Here is a 17778-nt window from a genome sequence, read left to right as displayed (position 1 = left end):
CGCAGGATGCCCGCGGCGGAGGTCAGCCGCAGTTGGCGAGCCTGCCGCGCTTTCCGACGGCGGTGGCGTAGTTCCGCGTGCCGTTGGTCGTCCTGCCCTCGAAGTCGACGCACTGGCCCTTGCCGTAGCCGATGGCGGCGGCGTAGTACTTGTACGTCCTGGCCGTCAGCGTGCCCGGGTCACGGTACGCGCCGCCGCCCTGCACCTTGAGGATCGCCTGGGTGTAGGTGGACTTGCCGGCGTACCTGGTCTTGATCATGGCGACGCAGTTCTGCTGGCTGGCGCGGTTCCACATCAGGTAGACGTGACCCCACGTCGAGCCCCGGTGCTTCACCGCACGCCTGTTGTCGCTCACATGCGTCCAGCCGCCCTTCCCGGACTGCTCGGCGCACGCGGCCTCAGGGGTGTAGCCGGCGGCCATCGCCGGCGCCGGGTGCAGGAGGACCGTGCCGGCGCCGAGCATGGCTGCCAGGGCGAGGGCCTTCTTACGCACGTGGTACGTCCTTTCATCGGGAACGAAGCGAGATCATGTTTGCATATGGATGATCCTCTTTGTGGGGTTTTGGGGTAGGGGAAAGTCCACCTGAAGGCTCCTCGTGCCCTCACTGACCGGAGATGTCCGTTCTCCATAGGCTGCACGACATGTCCAACGCCTGGTCCGCTCTCCGCGGCTCCCCCTTCAGGTTCCTGACGTCGCGCTGGCCGTGGCGTGGCCTGGTCTACACCCTCGTCCACGCCCTGCTGTGGGCGCCGGGGGTCGTGGCCGTGAGCCTGCCGCTGCTGTTCCCGTTCTGGGCCGCGTACATGGCCAGGATCGAACGCCGGATGGTGCGGCTGGCCGGGTTCGAGCCCATCCCCCGGCCGCCGGGCCCGCACGGGCTCGCCAGGCTCCAGCAGCCGATGTTCTGGCGGGAGGTGGCCTTCGCGGTGGTGCAGCTCGCGACCGGGCTGCTGTCCGTCGTGTTCCTCGCCGTGGCGGCCGCCCTGTCGGTGCTCTGGGTGGTCGTGGCGCTCGTCGTGTTCACCGCGATCGAATGGCAGACGCGGCCCGAGCCGCTGGAGCTCACGCTCGCGCTCGCCGCCAGCCTCCTCGCCACCGTGGCGCTGCCGTACGTCTCGACCCTGCTCGCCTGCGGGCAGAGCTTCCTGGCCACGATGCTGCTCTCGCCCCGGATGGACGAGCTTCAGTCCCAGGTGACGTCGCTGGCCAGGGCCAACATCGCCGAGCTGGAGCGGTTCGAGGGCGAGCGGCAGCGCATCGAGCGCGACCTGCACGACGGCACCCAGCAGCACCTGGCCACGGCCGCGATGCGCCTCGGCATGCTCGAACTGGAGCTGCGCGAGTCCATCCCCGCCGGGCCGAAGCAGGACGCCGCGCTGGAGTCGCTGGAGGCCGTCAGGCGCGAGAACGAGCTGGCCCTCGACACCCTGCGCGACGTCGTGCACGGGCTGCGCCCCCGCACGCTGATCGACGACGGGCTCGGGGCCGCGCTGCGCGAGCTCGGGCACCGCATGCCGGTGCCCGCCACGGTCGAGGCCGACGGCGTCGGGCGGCTCCCGCTGCCGGTCGAGTCGTCGCTCTACTACATCGCCAGCGAGGCCGTCGCCAACGCCGTCAAGCACGCCATGCCCGACCGGATCCACGTCACGCTGGCCGCTCCCGGCGACCGCATCGTGCTGACCGTCACCGACGACGGCCTCGGCGGCGCCAGCTCGGCGCGCGGGACCGGGATCGTCGGCATGTACGAGCGGGCCGCGATGCTCTCCGGCGACCTTGTGGTGGACAGCCCGCCCGGCGGCCCCACGAGGATCGTCGCCGACATCCCCCGTCCTCGATGAGCGACAATGGGATCATGCGTGTGGTGATCGCCGAGGACGCGGCACTGATGAGGGAAGGGCTGGTCGCCCTGCTCCAGCGCTTCGGCCACGAGGTCGTCAGCGCCGTCGAGGACGCCGACGAGCTGCTGCGGGCCGTCGCCGAGCACCGCCCCGACGTGGTGATCACCGACGTGCGGATGCCGCCGCGCAACCTCGACGACGGGCTGCGCGCCGCCCTGGAGATCCGCGCCGCCCATCCGGGCATCGGCGTCCTGGTGCTGTCGCAGTATCTCGGCGACGCCTACGCGGCCAAGCTCATCGCCGAGCCCCGGGGCGGCGTCGGCTACCTGCTGAAGGACCGCGTGGGGCGCGTGACCGACTTCATGCACTCGCTCGACGTCGTCGCGGGCGGCGGGATCGTCATCGACCCCAAGGTCATCAGCCACCTGATGGCCGCCAACCGCCCGCGCGCCATCGACACGCTGAGCGAGCGCGAGCGCGAGGTGCTGGGCCGCATGGCCGCCGGGGAGAGCAACGGCCACATCGCCGCCGGGCTGCACGTCACCGAGGGCGCGGTGGTCAAGCACATCGGCAACATCTTCGCCAAGCTCGGCCTCCAGGCCGAGGACGGCAACCGGCGGGTCCTGGCGGTGCTCACCTACCTCCAGGCGGCCGGCGAGCCGCGCATCTAGGCTGGTCCCCATGCGCACTGTGGTGATCGGCGCCAGCGGGCACATCGGCACCTACCTGATCCCCCGGCTCGTCGAGGCGGGACACGACGTGGTGGCCGTCAGCCGCGGCCGGCGCGGCCCCTACACCCCGCACGGCGCCTGGCGGAAGGTCACCACGGTGGTCGCCGACCGGGAGGCGGAGGAGGCGGCCGGGACGTTCGGCGCGCGGATCGCCGGCCTGGGCGGCGACGCCGTCATCGACCTGATCTGCTTCGAGGAGTCCAGCGCCAGGCAGCTCGCCGAGGCCCTGGCCGGGCGGGTGCGGCACTTCCTGCACTGCGGCACGATCTGGGTGCACGGCCCCAGCGAGCAGGTGCCGACGACGGAGGACCGCCCCCGGCGGCCGTTCGGCGACTACGGGATCAAGAAGGCGGCCGTCGAGTCCTACCTGCTGCACGAGAGCGGGCTGCCGGTCACCGTGCTGCACCCCGGGCACATCACCGGGCCTGGCTGGGTGCCGGTCACCCCGGCGGGCAACGTCGATCCCGCCGCGTTCCAGACGCTGGCCGACGGCGACGTGCTGACGCTGCCCAACCTGGGGCTGGAGACCGTCCAGCACGTGCACGCCGACGACGTGGCCCGGCAGTTCATGGCCGCGCTGGCCGCCCGCTCGGCCGCCGTCGGGGAGAGCTTCCACTGCGTGGCCTCCTCCGCGCTCACGCTGCGCGGCTACGCCGAGGCGGTGGCCGGCTGGTTCGGGCAGGAGGCGCGGCTGGCGTTCCTGCCGTGGGAGCGGTGGCGGGAGACCGTGCCGGAGCCGGACGCCGAGATCACCTACGACCACATCGCGCACAGCCCGCACTGCTCGATGGCCAAGGCCGAGCGCCTGCTCGGCTTCCGCCCCCGCTACACGCCGCTGGAGGCGGTCGCCGAGGCCGTCGACCGGCTGATCCGCGACGGGATCATCCACGCGCCCGCCTAACGCAGCCGGGCCACCGTGACCAGGCCCATCACCAGGTGGACCACGGCCACCAGGAGCACGGCCGCGACCGCGACCGGCAGCGGCGGCAGGACCCAGGCCGCCGCCGCGCACGCGACGCCGACCAGCGTCGTCGCCAGCCCGCCCGGCCGTTGCGCCCGCTTCCACTCGCGGGCCGGCGCCTCCGGCAGGTCCGGGGTGACCCTCGGCAGCGCCCGGCCCAGCGCGACCAGCAGCAGGCCGAGGGAGGCGGCCATGATCTGCTCGACCGGGACCGCGTACCCGGCGGTCCAGGCGAGCAGTCCCGTGTGGAGGACCAGCAGGAACGGCGGCACCGTGCCGAGCACCACGCTCAGCGCGGCCCGCGACGGCGTGAGCGTGAACAGCGTGTTCAGGACCGCCGGGGCCCGCCGCCCCACCACGACGCCCGCGCCCAGGGCTGCCACGACGAGCACCAGCGCGGCCGGGAGCGCCCCGGCGGCCAGCAGTCGCGGCACCCGGACCCCGGCCCGGTCGGGCGTGGCCTCCCGGGTCGTGATCAGCTCCGGCAGCGCGTCCCACAGCGCCCAGCTCACGGCCAGCATGGCGGCCAAGGAGAGCGTGGCGATGACGGCTCCTGTCCTGGGGAAGTTCATGGCACCGACCGTAGGTTCGCGGCCTACGGGCAGAACATCCGCTTTTTGTCATGTGCCGGATGTCATCTGCCCGCCCCGCGCGGCCCGCCGTATGCTGCGAGCATGCGGGGCTGGACGGAGTTCGACGGCGACCGGGCCCCGGTGGCGCTGGAGATCACCTTCTGGGGCGCCGCGCTGCTCAGCGCGCTCATCTACCTGGCGACCCTGCACCCCGACATCCGGCCCGGCCTGGCGGCACAGCCGCTGATCTCGGCGCTGTTCTGGATCGGCGCCGCCGCCCTGCTCGCCGCGTGCGTGCTGTGGTTCTTCCTGCCGTGGCGGGCCTCGGCGCCTGCCGGGCGCAAGGCCGTCACCGTGCTGTTCCTGGGCGCGAGCCTGCTCATGATGTCCGCGGGCAGCATCACCACGCTGCTCATCTCGTGCCTGGCCGTGGGCAACGCGCTCGTCGTGTTCGGCATGCGCGGCGCGGCGCTCTACCCGGTCCTGACCGGGCTGCTGCACTTCGGGGCCGGCCTGGTCAACCCGGCGCAGACGCTGTTCATGGCCGTGGTCAACGGGCTGCTCGCGATGTTCCTCTGCCTGGTGATCGTCCTGGTCATGATGGCGTTGCTGGAGGCGCACCGGCAGGCCGTACGGACCCGGCGCCTGCTGGCGGAGCTGGAGGAGGCGCACGCCGCGCTGCGCCGCCACGCCGAGCAGTCGCGTGACCTGGCCGTCGCCGACGAGCGCGCCAGGATGGCCCGCGACATGCACGACAGCGTCGGCCACCACCTCACGGTCATCAACATGAGCTTGGCCAACGCCCTGAGGTTCCGCACCGCCCGGCCCGCCTCGGCGTGGGACGAGGTGCGCCAGGCGCAGGAGCTGACCCTCGACGCGCTGAACGACACCCGCCGATGGGTCCGCGCGCTCAAGCCGCTGCGCATGGAGGGCCGCACCGGCGCGGCCGCGATGGAGCTGCTGGCCGCCTCGTTCCGGTCGGCCGACCTGGAGGTGGCGTTCACCGTGGACGGCGAGTGGCCCGCCGTGGCCGAGGGGCACGAGCTGGTCTGCTACCGGATACTGCAGGAGGGGCTGACGAACGTGCTGCGGCACGCGCGGGCCCGCCGCGTCGAGGTCGCGCTCGGCTGCGCGCCCCGGGAGATCACGGTGACGATCGCGGACGACGGCGACGGCGCCGACCCGGAGCGCGTGGCAGAGGGCTTCGGCCTGCGCGGGCTGGAGGAGCGGCTGGCCGGGATCGGCGGCGTCCTGCGGATCGACAACCGGCCCGGCGACGGATTCGCGCTGACCGCGACGGTGCCCGCGTGATCCGCGTCCTGCTGGTCGACGACCAGATCCTCATGCGCGAAGGGCTGCGCAAGCTGCTGGAGATCGAGCCCGGCATCGCCGTCGCCGGAGCGGCCCGCAACGGCCTCGACGCCCTCGAACTGCTCGCCGGGACGGCCGCGGACGAGCGTCCGCACGTCGCGCTCGTCGACGCCCGGATGCCCGTGATGGACGGGGTCGAGCTGGTGGGGCGGCTGCGCACGGATTTCCCCGACATCGCGGCGATCATGCTGACCACGTTCGACGACGACGCGTACATCTTCGGCGGGCTGCGCGCCGGCGCCCGCGGCTACCTGCTCAAGGACACGCCGCCTGACGAGCTCGTCGGCGCCGTGCGGCGGGCCGCCGCCGGGGAGACCGTGCTCGGCGGGCCCGCGGCCGCGCGGCTGGTCGCCGCGCTGCGGCAGGACGAGCCGCCCGCCGCGACGCCGCTCACCGGGCCACTCACCGGGCCACTCATCCGGCCACTCACCGGGCCGCTCACCGGGCGCGAGCTGGAGGTGGCCCGGCTGGTCGGACTCGGCGCGACCAACCGGGAGATCGCCCGGCGGCTGGACATCTCGGAAGGCACCGCCAGGAACCACATCTCCAGCTGCCTGCGTAAACTCTCCCTGCGCGACCGGACCCAGCTCGCCGTTTGGGTGACCCGGGGCTACTGACCGGCCTGTTCCAGGGGCTTGGCCGCCGCCAGGGCGCGCAGGAGCTGCTGCCTGCGCTCGGCGAAGGCGGCGCCGATCCGTTTCAACCGCTTGTCGCCCGCCGTCCTGGCCAGCAGCGGCAGCATCGTCGTCTCCTCCTCCCGCATGTGCGGGACGATCGACTCGGCCAGCAGCTCCAGCGTCTCCACGAACCCGGCCGAGCCCGCCTCGGCGCGCCGCAGCGCGTCGAGCAGGACCTCGGCCTCCTTGTGTGCTTCCAGCCCGTGATGGGCGTCGATGCCGGGATAGACCCGATCCTCCTCGGCACGAGCGTGCGCGGTGAGAAGGACGTGCAGCTCGGCCACGGTGTCCCGGCGCTCGCCCCGCTCCGCCTTGAGCCGGTCGAGCAGTGCTTCCACCCGCCGGTGATCAGCGGTGATGAGGGTGATGACGTCGGCAGCCATGGCAACGGGACTACCCCGGCCCCGGCCGGCCAACCTCAGCGGCCCAGGCGCAGGCTCTCCACCGGGTGCGGGCCCTCGGTCTCCAGCCGGTACTCCTCGCCCGACTTGCTGCGATTCTCCTCGATGACCCGCTCCGAGGGCGCCTTCTCACCGCCCATGATCGCGTCCTGCATCTTCTCGAACCGCTCGTGGGCCTCCTGCACGTAGCCGGTGCCCAGCGTCGTGTAGTCGATCTGCGTGGCGATCAGCTCGCGCAGGTACGCCTTGTTCGGCTCGAACGTGACCGGCGTCGGCAGCGCCGGGGCCACCACCTGCTCGGGGTCGCGGCCGTCATGCTTCTTGAACAGCTCGGCGGCCAGCCGCAGGTGCTCCAGCTCCATGTTCAGGTGCAGCTCCCAGATGGCCTTCACCTTGGGGTCGGACTCGGTCTCCATGAACGAGTGGTAGAGGTAGCACTCGTTGTACTCGTGGTTGAGCAGCATCTCCCACCAGCTCTCGCCCGGGTCGACCAGCGACTCGTAGTGGGTGACGTGCTCCTCCTCGATGAGCCCGATCTCCTGGTAGAGCTGGCGGGCGATCGGCTCCATGTAGGTGGGGCCGACGTTCATGTAGAAGTTCATGGTCTGCTGCTCGGCGGCCATGATGGTCAGCGCGTGCAGCTTGGAGATCGGCTCGGTGCTGCTCTTGTCGTACGGCTCGCGTACGTTGTCGACGGGGTCGCGGTGGTGCAGGTACGTCGGGCGGCCCGGCATCACCTCGGTGAGGTCGTCGACGATCTTCTCCGCCTTGCGGTGCTCGATCATCTCGTACAGGTTGGCGTACCGGTAGAGGTGGTCGAAGTCCTCCAGGACGCCGAACTGGTAGGCCTGCTTGAGATACGGGTCGGGCTCCATGCGGGCCACCCAGGCCGTCAGGTCGACGGCCACCTGCTCGTAGGCGAGCGTGGTCTCCAGCACCGAGGAGACGCCCGGCAGCAGCCAGTTGACCGCCTTCTGCTGCTGCGCCTCGATGTAGCGGACCCGGGCGAGCTGCTGCTTGAGCTCCAGGTCGGGGCAGTGCCGGGCGAGCTGGTGGCTGAAGAGGATCGCCTCCACCTCGATCCCGTTCATCGCGATGATCCGGCACCGGGTGTACGGGTCGGCGTGGTCGGGGTCGATGGGCATGACGTTCAGCTCGCGCCAGTTGCGTAGCTGTTTGTCGAGCGGGATGCCCCGCTCTTGGAGTGGGTCGAAGCTCATGGGCGCGACCTACCCGGGGGCACTTCGGACAATCTCCGCGCCACGCCTGGGGACGGCCTGCGGTTGGCCACGCGAGGCGTGACCAGCGCGTCCGAGGGTAGGCAGCCGCCGTATTCGAGAGGAGATCCACCCATGGCGACCGATACCGAGACCGACGTCATCGAACTGCTGCTGGCCCAGCACGGGATGATCAGAAACCTGTTCGACGAGGTCGAGCAGGCTCCCGCCGGGCAGCGTGGCGAGGCGTTCACGCGCCTGGTTCGGCTGCTGGCCGTGCACGAGACGGCCGAGGAGGAGATCGTCCACCCGTACGCCCGCCGCAAGATCGACGGCGGTGACGGCATCGTCGACGATCGCCTGGCCGAGGAGAACCAGGCCAAGAAGCTCCTCCAGCAGATGGACAAGGCCGGGCCGGACGCGCCCGACTTCATGGAGAACCTCCTGGTGCTGCGCGCCGCCGTCGAGGCGCACGCGCGCAGCGAGGAGCGCTACGAGTTCGCCGAGTTCCGCGCCCGCACCAGCGAGGCCGAGCGGCGCGCCCTGGGCGCCGGGCTCCGGGCCGCCGAGGCGATGGCGCCGACGCACCCGCACCCCGGCACCGAGTCGGCGACCAAGAACCTGCTCATGGGCACGCCGGTCGCGATGATGGACCGGGCGCGCGACGTCATCCGCCAGGCGATGGGCAAGCGCCCCTGACCGCGGTCACGGCTTGCGCGCCACCGCGCCGACGAAGGTGTGGTACGTGATGCCCAGCTCGGCCTGTTCGTCCCGCCCGTCGGGCCGCCACTCCGGCAGCGGGACCAGGCCGGGGTCCAGCAGTTCGAGGCCGTCGAAGTAGGCGAGGATCTCCTCCCTGGTGCGCCACCGGCCGGTGCCGAGCGTCTCGTTGAAGATCTTCTCGGCCGAGCGCGCCTGCTCCGCCACCTCGGGGTGGGCCCGGCCCGGATTGTGGAAGTGGGAGATCGCGAGATGGCTGCCCGGCGCCAGGGCCGCCATCAGCCGGGCGACGATGCCGCCCGGGTCCTCGTCGTCGGCCAGATGGTGCAGGATGCCGAACAGCAGCAGCCCCACCGGCCGGGTGAAGTCGATCAGCCCCCGGACGTCGGGGTGCGCCAGGATGGCCTCGGGCTCACGGATGTCGGCCTCGATCACGGTCGTGCTGGCGTCCACGGCCAGCAGCGCCCGGCCGTGCACGAGCACGATCGGGTCGTGGTCCACGTAGACGACGCGGGCGCCGGGCGTGATCGCCTGGGCGACCTCGTGCACGTTGCCCTGGGTCGGCAGCCCGGAGCCGATGTCGAGAAACTGGCGGATGCCGGCCTCGCCCGCCAGATGGCGGACCGTGCGCCGCAGGAACTGCCGGTTGGACCGGGCGGCCTCGGGGGCGTCAGGCGCGACCTTCAACGCCAGTTGCGCCACGTGCCGGTCGATCTCGTAGTTGTCCTTGCCGCCGAGCATGAAATCGTAGACGCGGGAGACGCTCGGCCTGGTGATGTCGATCCCTTGTGGCGCGCGCTCCTGCTCGTTCTCGGGCACTGGCGGGCTCCTTCGGAGGCCCAGGGGGCGATGTGCGTGATCATAACCTTTCGCCCGGCCCGCCTCGACGGGCTAATCCCGGCCGGGCACGACCAGCCCGGTCTCGTACGCGATCACCACGAGCTGCGACCGGTCGCGGGCCGCGAGCTTGCCCAGCAGGCGGCTGACGTGCGTCCGGGCGGTGGCCGGGCTCATCGACAGCACCCGGGCGATGTCGTCGTTGGAGCGGCCCCGGCCCACCTCGGCCAGCACCTCGCGCTCCCGCTCGGTGAGCGCGTCGAGGCGGCCGGTCTCCAGGGGCGGGCTGCCGGCCGCCGCCGCCCGCATCACCCTCCGGGTCACGCCCGGCGACAGCAGCGCCTCACCGGCCGCGACCACCCGCACCGCCTCGCGCAACTGCTCCGGCGTGCTGTCCTTCAGCAGGAACCCGGCCGCGCCCGCGCGCACGGCGTCGAGCACGTTCTCGTCGGTGTCGAACGTGGTCAGCACGATCACCTGGACCCGGCGCAGCTCAGGGTCGGCGATGATGCGCCTGGTCGCCTCCAGCCCGTCGCCGCCGGGCATGCGGATGTCCATGAGCACCACGTCCGGCTTCTCCCGGACGGTCACCGCGACGCCCTCGGGCCCGGTGCTGGCGTGGCCGACCACGGTGATGTCGCCGGCCCGGTCGAGCAGGGCACGCAGCCCCTCGCGCACCAGGTGCTGGTCGTCGACCAGGACGACGCGGATCACGTCCGGTCCCCGTACGGCACGCGCGCCTCCACCTCGAACCCCTCCGACGGCCGCGAGCCCACCCGCAGGGTGCCGCCCAGCAGCCCCACCCGCTCGCGCATCCCCATGATCCCCCACCCGCCGTCCAGCCTCTCACCCTCGCCGGGTCCGCCCTCGCCCTCGCCCTCGCGCTCGGCGGGGCCGCCTTTTCCGTCGTCGGCCACCCTGACGACCAGGGCCTCCTCCCCGTACGCGAGCTCGATCTCCACCCGGTGGGCCTCGGCGTGCTTGAGCACGTTGACAAGCGCCTCCTGGACCACGCGGTAGGCGGTCGCGTCGGCGACGGCGGGCAGCGGCACCGGCGTGCCGCGCACGCTGACCCCGACCTCCAGCCCGGCCTCGCGCGCCGGCCGCGCCAGCTCGTCCAGCCGGTCGAGCCCCGGCACCGGAGCCAGCCGGCCCTGATCGCCGAGCCCCCGCATCGGAGTCAGCCGGCCCTCGTCGGCGAGCGGCGGCTCGCGCAGTGCGCGCAGCGAGGCGCGCAGCTCGGCGACCACGTCGCCGCAGGCGTCGCGGACCACCGCCAGCGAGCGTTCGGCGGCGTCGGGGTCGTCGCGCAGCGCCTCGCGGGCCACGTCGGTGTGCAGCGAGATGACGGAGATCGTGTGGCCCAGCAGGTCGTGCAGGTCGCGGGCGATCCGCAGCCGCTCCTCGCCGACCCGGCGGGCGGCCTCCCGCTCGCGTTCGGCCCGCGCCGCGCGGGCCTGCTTGTCGAGCTCGGCCCGCCAGCCGCGCCGTGACCGCACGGTGTCGCCCAGCGCGATCACCGCGGCCATCAGGCCCACCGACGTGGCGAGCTCGAACCCGTACAGATAGGCGGGGTCGTCGCCGTGGGCGGTGCGCGCGGTCGTGGAGATCACCAGCAGCGCGACGGCCGTGCCGACGGCCCACCGGAGCTTGCCCTGCTCGGCCGCCGAATAGAGGGCCGCCGCCACCGGCACGGCCAGCCCGACCGGCGGATAGGACAGCAGGTAGTAGACCAGCAGGGCGGCGGCCGTGACGACGAGCGTCGCCACCGGCCAGCGGCGGCGCACGAACATCAGCCCGCTCAGCAGCAGCCCGAACCCGTAGGCGGCCACGGGCGGCTCCGCCCCCGCCGAGCCCACGTTGGCGCTGATCGCGGTGCCGACCACGACGAGCACCACCATGGCCAACCCCAGGTCGGCCGCCTGCTGCCGTCGCTCGCCCCGGATCGTCACCGCCTCCTCCGCCCTAGTCGTCACCCGGCCGCAGCCCCGGCACCAGCCGCGACAGCACCCAGCCGACCGCGCCCACCGCGGCCCCGACCGCCAGCCCGGTCATCAGGCTGCTGCCGAACGCGAATACCCGCAGCAGCAGCCCCTCGACCGCCGGTGACAGCGCGCCCGCCAGGTTGCCGCCGAGCGAGGGCGGATCACCGCCGAACGACTCGGCCCACAGCACCTGGTGGGTGAGTCCCAGCAGCACACCATAGGCCGCGCCGATCGCCAGCAGCGTCATGAACGCGTTGGGCACCCGTTTCCACAGCACGACCGCCAGCCAGACGGCGATCGGCACGAACACCAGCAGCGCGTTGACGGACGGGCCGACCAGCCGCAGGTCGTGCGCGACCACCCGGGGCACGCCGAGCGCGGCCAGCCCGACGACGGCGACCAGCGGAAGCCCCAGACCCTTGGCACTCATCTCGACCGGATCCTTCCTGGTAGGAGGATTCGAGGCTAGGTCCGGGGCGGGGTCCGGGACATCGGTCTCGCGACCCCTTTCGCCTACGCGTCTGTACGTATCCGTCCCGCTTCGCCGTACGTCGCGGGTCGGTCGAAGGATGTACGCCCGGGTCGGTCGGGCGCAGGATGTGGCCGGTCGCGCCAGGCGGGAGGATCGGGGGATGACGATCGGACTGATGCTCACCCTGGCCGCGCTGGCACTGGTCGACAGCACCAGCTTCGGCACCCTGGGCATCCCGGTCTACCTGCTGCTGACCACGCGGACGTCACGGCTGCTGATCTACCTGGTGACCGTGGTCGGGTTCTACTTCCTGGTGGGCGTCGGGCTCATGCTCGGTCTGTCCACAGTTGTGGACAACTTCGGGCAGGCGCTGGAGAGCCAGGCGGCCCATTGGGCGCAGTTCGCGCTCGGGGTGGGGCTGTTCGCGCTGAGCTTCCGGTTCGACCCGAAACGCCGGGCCAAGCTCGGCAAGCCGGAGCGCCGCTTCGAGCCCCGGGCCGGCGGGCCGCGCACGATGGTGATGCTGGCGCTGACCGCCGGACTGCTGGAGGTGGCCACCATGCTGCCCTACCTCGCCGCCGTCGGGATCATGACCACCGCCGAGCTGCCGCCGGGCGTGTGGGTGCCGCTGCTCGCCGCGTACGTGCTGGTCATGATCGTGCCGACGCTGGTGCTGCTCGCCCTGCGCACGGCGGCCGGCGAGTGGCTGGAGCCGAAGCTGGAGCGGCTGCGGGCGTGGCTGGCCAAGCACTCGGCCTCGATGGTGAGCTGGACCCTGGCCATCGCCGGCTTCCTGCTGGCCAGGGACGCCGCCGTTCCGCTGTTCTTCGCCTAGCCGTCCATCCTTCGCCTGGTCAGGCCCTCGCGCCGCCGTCCGTCCTTCGCCTGGTCAGGCACTCGCGCCGCCATCGGCGACCAGGTCGTGGCCCAGCACGAACGCCGACTCGGGCGCGGCCAGCCACAGCACCGCCGCGGCGATCTCCTCCGTCCGGCCGACCCGGCCGATAGGGAGCTGCGCGGCCATCCGGGCGTCGCGGTCCTCGGCGGTCTCGCCGGGCCGCATGCTCATGGGGGTGTCGACCGGGCCGGGGCTGATCGCGTTGACCCGGACGCCGTCGGCGGCGTGGTCCAGCGCGGCGGCCCGGCTGAGCGCGCTCACGGCGGCCTTCGACACGGCGTACGCGCCCAGGCCGGGCAGCCTGCGGTGGGCGCCGATGTTGGAGGCCATGTTGACGATCGCGCCGCCGCCGTGCGCCCGCATGTGCGCGATCTCGGCCTTCATCGACAGGAACACGCCGGTCACGTTGGCGTCCATGAGCGACGACCACGCGGCGGGGTCCACGTCGGCGAGCGGGCCCACCGCGCCGAGCACGCCCGCGTTGTTGAAGGCCACGTCCAGGCCGCCGTGGCGCTCGACGGTGGTGGCGACCATGCGGGCGGCGTCGTCGGCGCTGGTCACGTCGGCGGTCACCCAGTCGGCCCGGCCGCCCTCGGCCTGGACGCGCTTGGCCGCCTCGGTCAGCCTGGCCGCGTCACGCCCGGCGAGCACCACCGTGGCGCCCTCCGCCGCGAACGCCCGCGCCGTGACTCCGGCGATGGCCCCGGCGCCGCCGGTGATGAGAACGATCTTGCCGTCGAATCGCGTCATGATGCAAATTCCTATCAGAATGATCGGTTTTTAAAGAAGGCATGGGTTCGTCACCCGAGCAGGACCAGAGCCTGGCGGGCCGCGTCACGCAACCGGTCACCGTTGCCCTCGGTGCGGCCCAGCACGCGCATCCCCTGCAGAAGCACCAGCAGCAGCCTGGCCAGCGCCTGCGGGTCCCGGTCGGCCGACAGCTCGCCCTGCGCCCTGGCCCGAACCAGCGCCGACGTCAGCGTCGACTCCAGGTGCCGCCAGCTCGACTCCACGAACCGCCCCGCCTCCGGATCGCGCGCCGCCAGCTCCACGGCCGTGTTGACCACCATGCAGCCCAGGTGCCCCTCGGCCGAGTCCTCCGCGTACGACCAGATCAGCTCCCGCAGCGCCGGCAGCACCGGGCCGGGCTGCGACAGCGCGTCGGTGATGCTCGGGTCCTGCGTCCGCAGATAGCGGCCCAGGGCCTTGAGGTAGAGCTCGTGCTTGCCGCCGAACGTGGCATAGATGCTCGCCCGCGCGACGCCCAGGTGCTCGACCAGATCCGCCATCGACGTCGCCTCGTAGCCGCGCTCCCAGAACAGCTCCTGCGCGCGCCGCAACGCGACCTCCGGATCGAACTCCTTCGCCCTCGCCATGCCCCGACCCTATGCCTTTCGAGAACGATCGGTCAACATAACGCCCATTGCGGCCAGCTCGTCCCTGCCCTCGGCCTCCCGGCCCGGCACCAGAAGCAGCGTCCGCGCCCGCTCGTACCGCGCCCCGACGCCCTCCCAACCAGCCACCGCCCGCTCCAACGCCTCCACCCCAGCCCCAGACCCACCGGGCGCACCCTGACTACCGGATCCGCCTTGGCCGCCGGACCCGCTGGACCCACCGGATCCGCCTTGGCCGCCAGACCCGCCCTGACCGCTCGCTCCGCCCGATCCGGCCGCTCCGTCCGACCGGGCCGCCAGCCGGCCCTGGGCCCGTGCCAGGCAGGCCGCCGCCCAGGCGTTCTCCCGCCCCACCGGCTCCGCGGCCGCCAGCCACTCCGCCGCATCCGCCCGGCCCGCCACCACGGCCAGCTCCGCCCGCGCCGCCACGGCGTACCCGGCGAACATCCCCCCGGCCCGCCCGCCGAGATCCGCCTCGGCCAGCGCCCCACCCACCCGGTCAGCGCCCTCGCCGTCGGCGATCCGATCCGTGGCCGTACGCGCGTCGATGAACGCGAACAACGCCACCAGCCTCGTCCCGCCGACCGCCTCCGCCCGGCCATACCACCCCTGCGCCGCCGCCGAGTCTCCCAGCAGATCGCAGGCCAGCCCCATCCACGCCAACGCCGGAGCCATCCACCGGCCCGGCGGCGTCTCCATCCGCGCCTGGCTCTCCCACATCTCCACGCCCAGGGCCAGCGCCTCCCGGAACGCCCCGGTCAACACCAGCGGCGCGATGAGCCGGCTCCTCGCCAACGCCGGATGGCCACCGGTGACGTCATCACGCATCGCCTCCTCCGCGATCTCCAACGCCCCAGGCAGATCGCCCACGGCCACGGCGTAGACCGAGGCCGTGTGCAGGGAGTCGACGATCTCGATGCCCGAACGCGGATCGTAGGGGTCCATCGCCGCCCGCAGCACGAGCCGCTCCCTGGCCGTCCCGTACGCCTCCCGCAGCCGCCCCTCCCCGGCCGCCTCCAGCACCACCCCGTCCATCGCCCCGCTCACCAGCACCGCATCCCCGACAGCCTCAGCCGCCCCCAACGCCCACCGCGCCAACGACCCGCCCTCCCCCAGAACCCGCCTCCGCTGCTCCCGAGGCGCAACGGAGGCACCGGGCGGCTCCCCGCCCACCGGAAGGGTGCCTGGGGTAACGGGCTGCTCAAGCTCCACCTGGGAAGCGGCGGGGCTGCCCGGCTGCGTCTGGCCCGTCGGAGGAGCGGCGGCGGAATCCGCGGGCCCCTCCGATGGAGCGACCGAGCTGCCCAGGTGCGCCTGCCCCGCCGGAAGGGCAGCGGGCCGCGCGGTGCCCGCCGAAGGCGTAGTGGAGCTGCCGGGCGGCGCCTGGTCCACCGGAGGCGCGGCAGAAGCGGCGGGCCGCGCAGCCCCGGCGGGAGGGGCGGGGGAGCCAGCCGGGTGCGTCTGGTCTGCCGGAGGGGCAGCGGAACCTGCGACCCCCGCCGAAGACGCGGTGGAACTGTCCGGGTGCGCCTGGCCTTCCGGAGGGGTGGGCTGTGTGGGGTCCGTTGAAGGGGGGTGGGGGGTCAGGGGGTGGGTGGTCCAGGCGTAGGCGGCTGCTACGTGGGCCGTCACGTACGGGTTGGCCGGGTCGCCGGCGGTGGCGGCTTCCTCGGCGAGGGCGTGGAGCTGGGCGGGGGTGACGGTGAGGCCGGTGCCGAAGCCCGGGTGGCGGCTCGCGATCACCGCGGCCCTGGCCAGCGCGATCGCGCGGGCGTCGCCGTCGCCCGCCTGACGGGCGTGCTCGGCGGCGGCCAGGTGCAGCTCGTACGCCAGCGCCGAGTCGGCGAAGGCCAGCGCGCACTCGGCGGCGGCGCCCAGGTCTGCCGCCGCGTCCCGGGCGTTCGCCGCGGCCTGCCCCGGGGTGGGGTGCGGTTCTGCGGGATCGTGCCGGGTCAAGGCCAGCGTGGCGGCGTGGCGGAAGTGGGCGATGGCCTCCCGCAGGAAGCGCCGCCCGTACGCGAGCCGCCCCAGCGCCCTGGCCAGCCGGTGCGCCATCTCCCCCGGCTGGGCCCTGGCCAGCGCCGCCCGCAGATCGTCGGCCACGGCGTCGAACTCCGCCCACCACGCCACCCCGGCCCGTGCCGCCCCGGCGCGCCCGCCTTCCACGGGAACGGCGGCCCACGCGGGCGCCCCCTCCGGGCGGGCCTCCCCCGGACGGGCAAGCGCGCCACCGGCCGTCCCGGCGGGGGCCTTCTCCCGAAGGGGGCCCGCAGGCGCGCCACCGGCCGCCCCGACCGGGGCGTCCCCCCGAAGGGAGCCCGTAGGCGCGCCGCCGGCCGTCCCGGCGGGGGCCTCTCCCAGGTGGGGTGATGGCCGGACCGCCTCCCCCGGACGGGAGCCCGCGCCGCCGGTCATCCAGGCGGGGATGGGGGCGGGGGTCGGGGCGGGGGCGTCGGCGGGGGGCAGGAGGCGGGCGGTCAGGGATTCGGCGGTGGTGGCGGCCCAGGTGAGGTGGCGGGCGTGGGTGGCGGGGGTTTCGCCGGCGGCGGCGAGGTGTTCGGCGGCGAAGGCGCGGACGGTCTCCAGGAGCCACCAGCGGCCGGCCCCGCGCTGGAGGAGGCTCTTGTCCACGAGGCGGCCGAGGAGGTCGGCGACGTGGACGCGGTCCTCGCCGGTGACCGCGACGGCGGCGGGGAGGTCGAAGGCGCCGGTGAAGGCGGACAGGCGGCGCAGGAGGGCGCGTTCAGGGTCCGCGAGGAGGTTGTGGCTCCAGGCGAGGACGGCGCGGAGCGAACGGTGCCGCTGGTCGGCTCCGCGCCCGCCGGCGAGCAGGCGGAGGTGGTCGTCGAGGGCGGCGAGCAGTCCTTCGGCGCCGAGGGCGGCGCTGCGGGCGGCGGCGAGTTCGACGGCGAGGGGAAGTCCGTCGAGCCGGGCGCAGATGGTCTCGACGGTGGCCGGGTCGAGGGCGTCCTGTCCGGCGGCGGCGGCGCGGTCGTGGAAGAGGGTGACCGCGTCGGTGCCGGCGGGCAGGGGTTCGACGGCGATGACGCGTTCGCCGGGCATGCCGAGGCGTTCGCGGCTGGTGGTGAGGACGCGGACGCCGGGGCAGCGGGCGAGGAGCCGGTCGACGAAGCCGGCGACCTCGTCGAGCAGGTGTTCGCAGTTGTCGAGGACGAGCAGGGCGGGTGTGGTGCCGAGCCGGTCGGTGACGGCGTCGGCCAGGGGCTGTTGCGGCTGCTCGGAGACGCCGAGGGCGGCGGCGACGGCTTCGGTGACGAAGCCGTCGCGGACGGGGACGAGGTCGGTGTAGGCCCCGCCGTGGCCGAGGGCGCCGGCCACGGCCACGGCGAGGCGGGTCTTGCCGACGCCGCCGGGCCCGGCGAGGGTCACGAGGCGGGAGGCGGCGAACGCGGCGCTGATCGCCTCCTGCTCGGCCTGCCTGCCGACGAACGAGGTGCGGGTGACGGGCAGCCCGGCCAGCTCACCGGCGGGGACGGCGAGCGCGGCCAGCTCCTGCCGGTCGGTGACGCCGTACTTGCGCAGCAGCGACGAGACGTGGCTTTCGACGGTGCGGATGGAGATGTGGAGCCGGCCGGCGATCTGCGCGTTCGTGAGCCGCGCGCCGAGCGCCTCGAGGACTTCCGCCTCGCGCCTCGACACCCCGCCCGGACCTGACACCGTCACGTCCACATCATCGCCTATC

At 73.5% G+C, this 17778-nt stretch carries 18 protein-coding genes; 7 read left to right on the top strand and 11 right to left on the bottom strand.

From position 1 onward, the window contains the following. Window positions 1-22 precede the first annotated feature (22 nt). Window positions 23-493: a hypothetical protein gene (locus ACWDXC_RS29220; protein ID WP_449986933.1), complete on the bottom strand. Its 471-nt coding sequence runs from the start codon at window positions 491-493 to the stop codon at window positions 23-25. Window positions 494-642: 149 nt separating this feature from the next. On the opposite strand from ACWDXC_RS29220, the gene ACWDXC_RS29215 reads away from it, so the two are divergent. From ACWDXC_RS29215 to ACWDXC_RS29205, 3 genes are read left to right on the top strand one after another with little or no spacing between them, the layout of a single operon-like run. Beyond that, entirely contained in the window at window positions 643-1839 is a 1197-nt protein-coding gene (locus tag ACWDXC_RS29215; RefSeq protein ID WP_449986931.1) for a histidine kinase, read from the top strand. Between the two features lie 14 nt (window positions 1840-1853). Continuing rightward, entirely contained in the window at window positions 1854-2510 is a 657-nt protein-coding gene (locus ACWDXC_RS29210) for a response regulator (RefSeq protein ID WP_449986929.1), read from the top strand. 10 nt (window positions 2511-2520) lie between these two features. Further along, on the top strand, window positions 2521-3471 hold the full coding sequence (locus ACWDXC_RS29205) for an NAD-dependent epimerase/dehydratase family protein (RefSeq protein ID WP_449986927.1): 951 nt from the start codon (window positions 2521-2523) through the stop codon (window positions 3469-3471). Here ACWDXC_RS29205 and ACWDXC_RS29200 read toward each other — a convergent pair. Next, window positions 3468-4103, bottom strand: coding sequence for a hypothetical protein (locus ACWDXC_RS29200; protein ID WP_449986925.1), 636 nt, complete (start codon window positions 4101-4103; stop codon window positions 3468-3470). The two genes, ACWDXC_RS29205 and ACWDXC_RS29200, sit on opposite strands and share 4 nt — an antisense overlap. A 102-nt stretch (window positions 4104-4205) precedes the next feature. Here ACWDXC_RS29200 and ACWDXC_RS29195 point away from each other — a divergent pair, with 102 nt between their 5' ends. Together ACWDXC_RS29195 and ACWDXC_RS29190 are read left to right on the top strand one after the other, a co-directional pair. Next, complete coding sequence (locus tag ACWDXC_RS29195) at window positions 4206-5414, top strand: sensor histidine kinase (protein ID WP_449986923.1); 1209 nt, start codon at window positions 4206-4208, stop codon at window positions 5412-5414. Between the two features lie 32 nt (window positions 5415-5446). After that, window positions 5447-6091: a response regulator gene (locus ACWDXC_RS29190; RefSeq protein WP_449987333.1), complete on the top strand. Its 645-nt coding sequence runs from the start codon at window positions 5447-5449 to the stop codon at window positions 6089-6091. Here ACWDXC_RS29190 and ACWDXC_RS29185 read toward each other — a convergent pair. Continuing rightward, the gene (locus ACWDXC_RS29185; RefSeq protein WP_219508491.1) at window positions 6085-6534 is read right to left on the bottom strand and encodes a hemerythrin domain-containing protein; all 450 of its coding nucleotides are present in this window, start codon (window positions 6532-6534) and stop codon (window positions 6085-6087) included. The genes ACWDXC_RS29190 and ACWDXC_RS29185 overlap by 7 nt on opposite strands. 35 nt (window positions 6535-6569) lie before the next feature. Continuing rightward, complete coding sequence (locus ACWDXC_RS29180) at window positions 6570-7772, bottom strand: hypothetical protein (protein WP_449986921.1); 1203 nt, start codon at window positions 7770-7772, stop codon at window positions 6570-6572. A 132-nt stretch (window positions 7773-7904) separates the two neighbouring features. On the opposite strand from ACWDXC_RS29180, the gene ACWDXC_RS29175 reads away from it, so the two are divergent. Beyond that, the gene (locus ACWDXC_RS29175; RefSeq protein WP_219508489.1) at window positions 7905-8468 is read left to right on the top strand and encodes a hemerythrin domain-containing protein; all 564 of its coding nucleotides are present in this window, start codon (window positions 7905-7907) and stop codon (window positions 8466-8468) included. 6 nt (window positions 8469-8474) lie between these two features. On the opposite strand, the gene ACWDXC_RS29170 is transcribed toward ACWDXC_RS29175, so the two are convergent. From ACWDXC_RS29170 to ACWDXC_RS29155, 4 genes are all read right to left on the bottom strand, one after another. Next, on the bottom strand, window positions 8475-9308 hold the full coding sequence (locus ACWDXC_RS29170) for an SAM-dependent methyltransferase (protein ID WP_449986919.1): 834 nt from the start codon (window positions 9306-9308) through the stop codon (window positions 8475-8477). 72 nt (window positions 9309-9380) lie between these two features. Further along, entirely contained in the window at window positions 9381-10040 is a 660-nt protein-coding gene (locus ACWDXC_RS29165) for a response regulator transcription factor (protein WP_357583278.1), read from the bottom strand. After that, window positions 10037-11302 carry a sensor histidine kinase gene (locus tag ACWDXC_RS29160; protein ID WP_449986916.1) on the bottom strand — a complete coding sequence of 422 codons (1266 nt, stop codon included), beginning with the start codon at window positions 11300-11302 and terminating at the stop codon, window positions 10037-10039. Before ACWDXC_RS29160 ends, ACWDXC_RS29165 begins: the two co-directional genes overlap by 4 nt. Next, window positions 11292-11741 carry a hypothetical protein gene (locus ACWDXC_RS29155; protein ID WP_449986915.1) on the bottom strand — a complete coding sequence of 150 codons (450 nt, stop codon included), beginning with the start codon at window positions 11739-11741 and terminating at the stop codon, window positions 11292-11294. Before ACWDXC_RS29155 ends, ACWDXC_RS29160 begins: the two co-directional genes overlap by 11 nt. A gap of 202 nt (window positions 11742-11943) precedes the next feature. Between ACWDXC_RS29155 and ACWDXC_RS29150 the strand changes: the two genes are divergently transcribed. Continuing rightward, the gene (locus tag ACWDXC_RS29150) at window positions 11944-12618 is read left to right on the top strand and encodes a GAP family protein (RefSeq protein ID WP_449986913.1); all 675 of its coding nucleotides are present in this window, start codon (window positions 11944-11946) and stop codon (window positions 12616-12618) included. Between the two features lie 54 nt (window positions 12619-12672). Here the strand turns inward: ACWDXC_RS29150 and ACWDXC_RS29145 are convergent, their stop codons facing one another. The 3 genes from ACWDXC_RS29145 to ACWDXC_RS29135 are packed head-to-tail and all read right to left on the bottom strand — an operon-like array spanning window position 12673 to window position 17759. Continuing rightward, window positions 12673-13431: an SDR family NAD(P)-dependent oxidoreductase gene (locus ACWDXC_RS29145; protein WP_449986911.1), complete on the bottom strand. Its 759-nt coding sequence runs from the start codon at window positions 13429-13431 to the stop codon at window positions 12673-12675. 50 nt (window positions 13432-13481) lie between these two features. Then, the gene (locus ACWDXC_RS29140) at window positions 13482-14057 is read right to left on the bottom strand and encodes a TetR/AcrR family transcriptional regulator (protein ID WP_449986910.1); all 576 of its coding nucleotides are present in this window, start codon (window positions 14055-14057) and stop codon (window positions 13482-13484) included. A 9-nt stretch (window positions 14058-14066) separates the two neighbouring features. Next, window positions 14067-17759 carry a LuxR C-terminal-related transcriptional regulator gene (locus ACWDXC_RS29135; protein WP_449986908.1) on the bottom strand — a complete coding sequence of 1231 codons (3693 nt, stop codon included), beginning with the start codon at window positions 17757-17759 and terminating at the stop codon, window positions 14067-14069. Between the last annotated feature and the right edge of the window lie 19 nt (window positions 17760-17778).

It is taken from the genome of Nonomuraea sp. NPDC003214, from assembly GCF_053590035.1.
The sequence above is the reverse complement of the archived record's forward strand: the minus strand, read 5'-3'. Positions and strand labels throughout refer to the sequence as shown.

Bases quoted from the DNA above. Each gene is read 5' to 3' on its own strand.
- ACWDXC_RS29215 (WP_449986931.1), top strand. From the start codon at position 643: ATGTCCAACGCCTGGTCCGCTCTCCGCGGCTCCCCCTTCAGGTTCCTG.
- ACWDXC_RS29210 (WP_449986929.1), top strand. From the start codon at position 1,854: ATGCGTGTGGTGATCGCCGAGGACGCGGCACTGATGAGGGAAGGGCTG.
- ACWDXC_RS29205 (WP_449986927.1), top strand. From the start codon at position 2,521: ATGCGCACTGTGGTGATCGGCGCCAGCGGGCACATCGGCACCTACCTG.
- ACWDXC_RS29200 (WP_449986925.1), bottom strand. From the start codon at position 4,103: ATGAACTTCCCCAGGACAGGAGCCGTCATCGCCACGCTCTCCTTGGCC.
- ACWDXC_RS29195 (WP_449986923.1), top strand. From the start codon at position 4,206: ATGCGGGGCTGGACGGAGTTCGACGGCGACCGGGCCCCGGTGGCGCTG.
- ACWDXC_RS29190 (WP_449987333.1), top strand. From the start codon at position 5,447: ATGCGCGAAGGGCTGCGCAAGCTGCTGGAGATCGAGCCCGGCATCGCC.
- ACWDXC_RS29185 (WP_219508491.1), bottom strand. From the start codon at position 6,534: ATGGCTGCCGACGTCATCACCCTCATCACCGCTGATCACCGGCGGGTG.
- ACWDXC_RS29180 (WP_449986921.1), bottom strand. From the start codon at position 7,772: ATGAGCTTCGACCCACTCCAAGAGCGGGGCATCCCGCTCGACAAACAG.
- ACWDXC_RS29175 (WP_219508489.1), top strand. From the start codon at position 7,905: ATGGCGACCGATACCGAGACCGACGTCATCGAACTGCTGCTGGCCCAG.
- ACWDXC_RS29155 (WP_449986915.1), bottom strand. From the start codon at position 11,741: ATGAGTGCCAAGGGTCTGGGGCTTCCGCTGGTCGCCGTCGTCGGGCTG.
- ACWDXC_RS29150 (WP_449986913.1), top strand. From the start codon at position 11,944: ATGACGATCGGACTGATGCTCACCCTGGCCGCGCTGGCACTGGTCGAC.
- ACWDXC_RS29145 (WP_449986911.1), bottom strand. From the start codon at position 13,431: ATGACGCGATTCGACGGCAAGATCGTTCTCATCACCGGCGGCGCCGGG.
- ACWDXC_RS29140 (WP_449986910.1), bottom strand. From the start codon at position 14,057: ATGGCGAGGGCGAAGGAGTTCGATCCGGAGGTCGCGTTGCGGCGCGCG.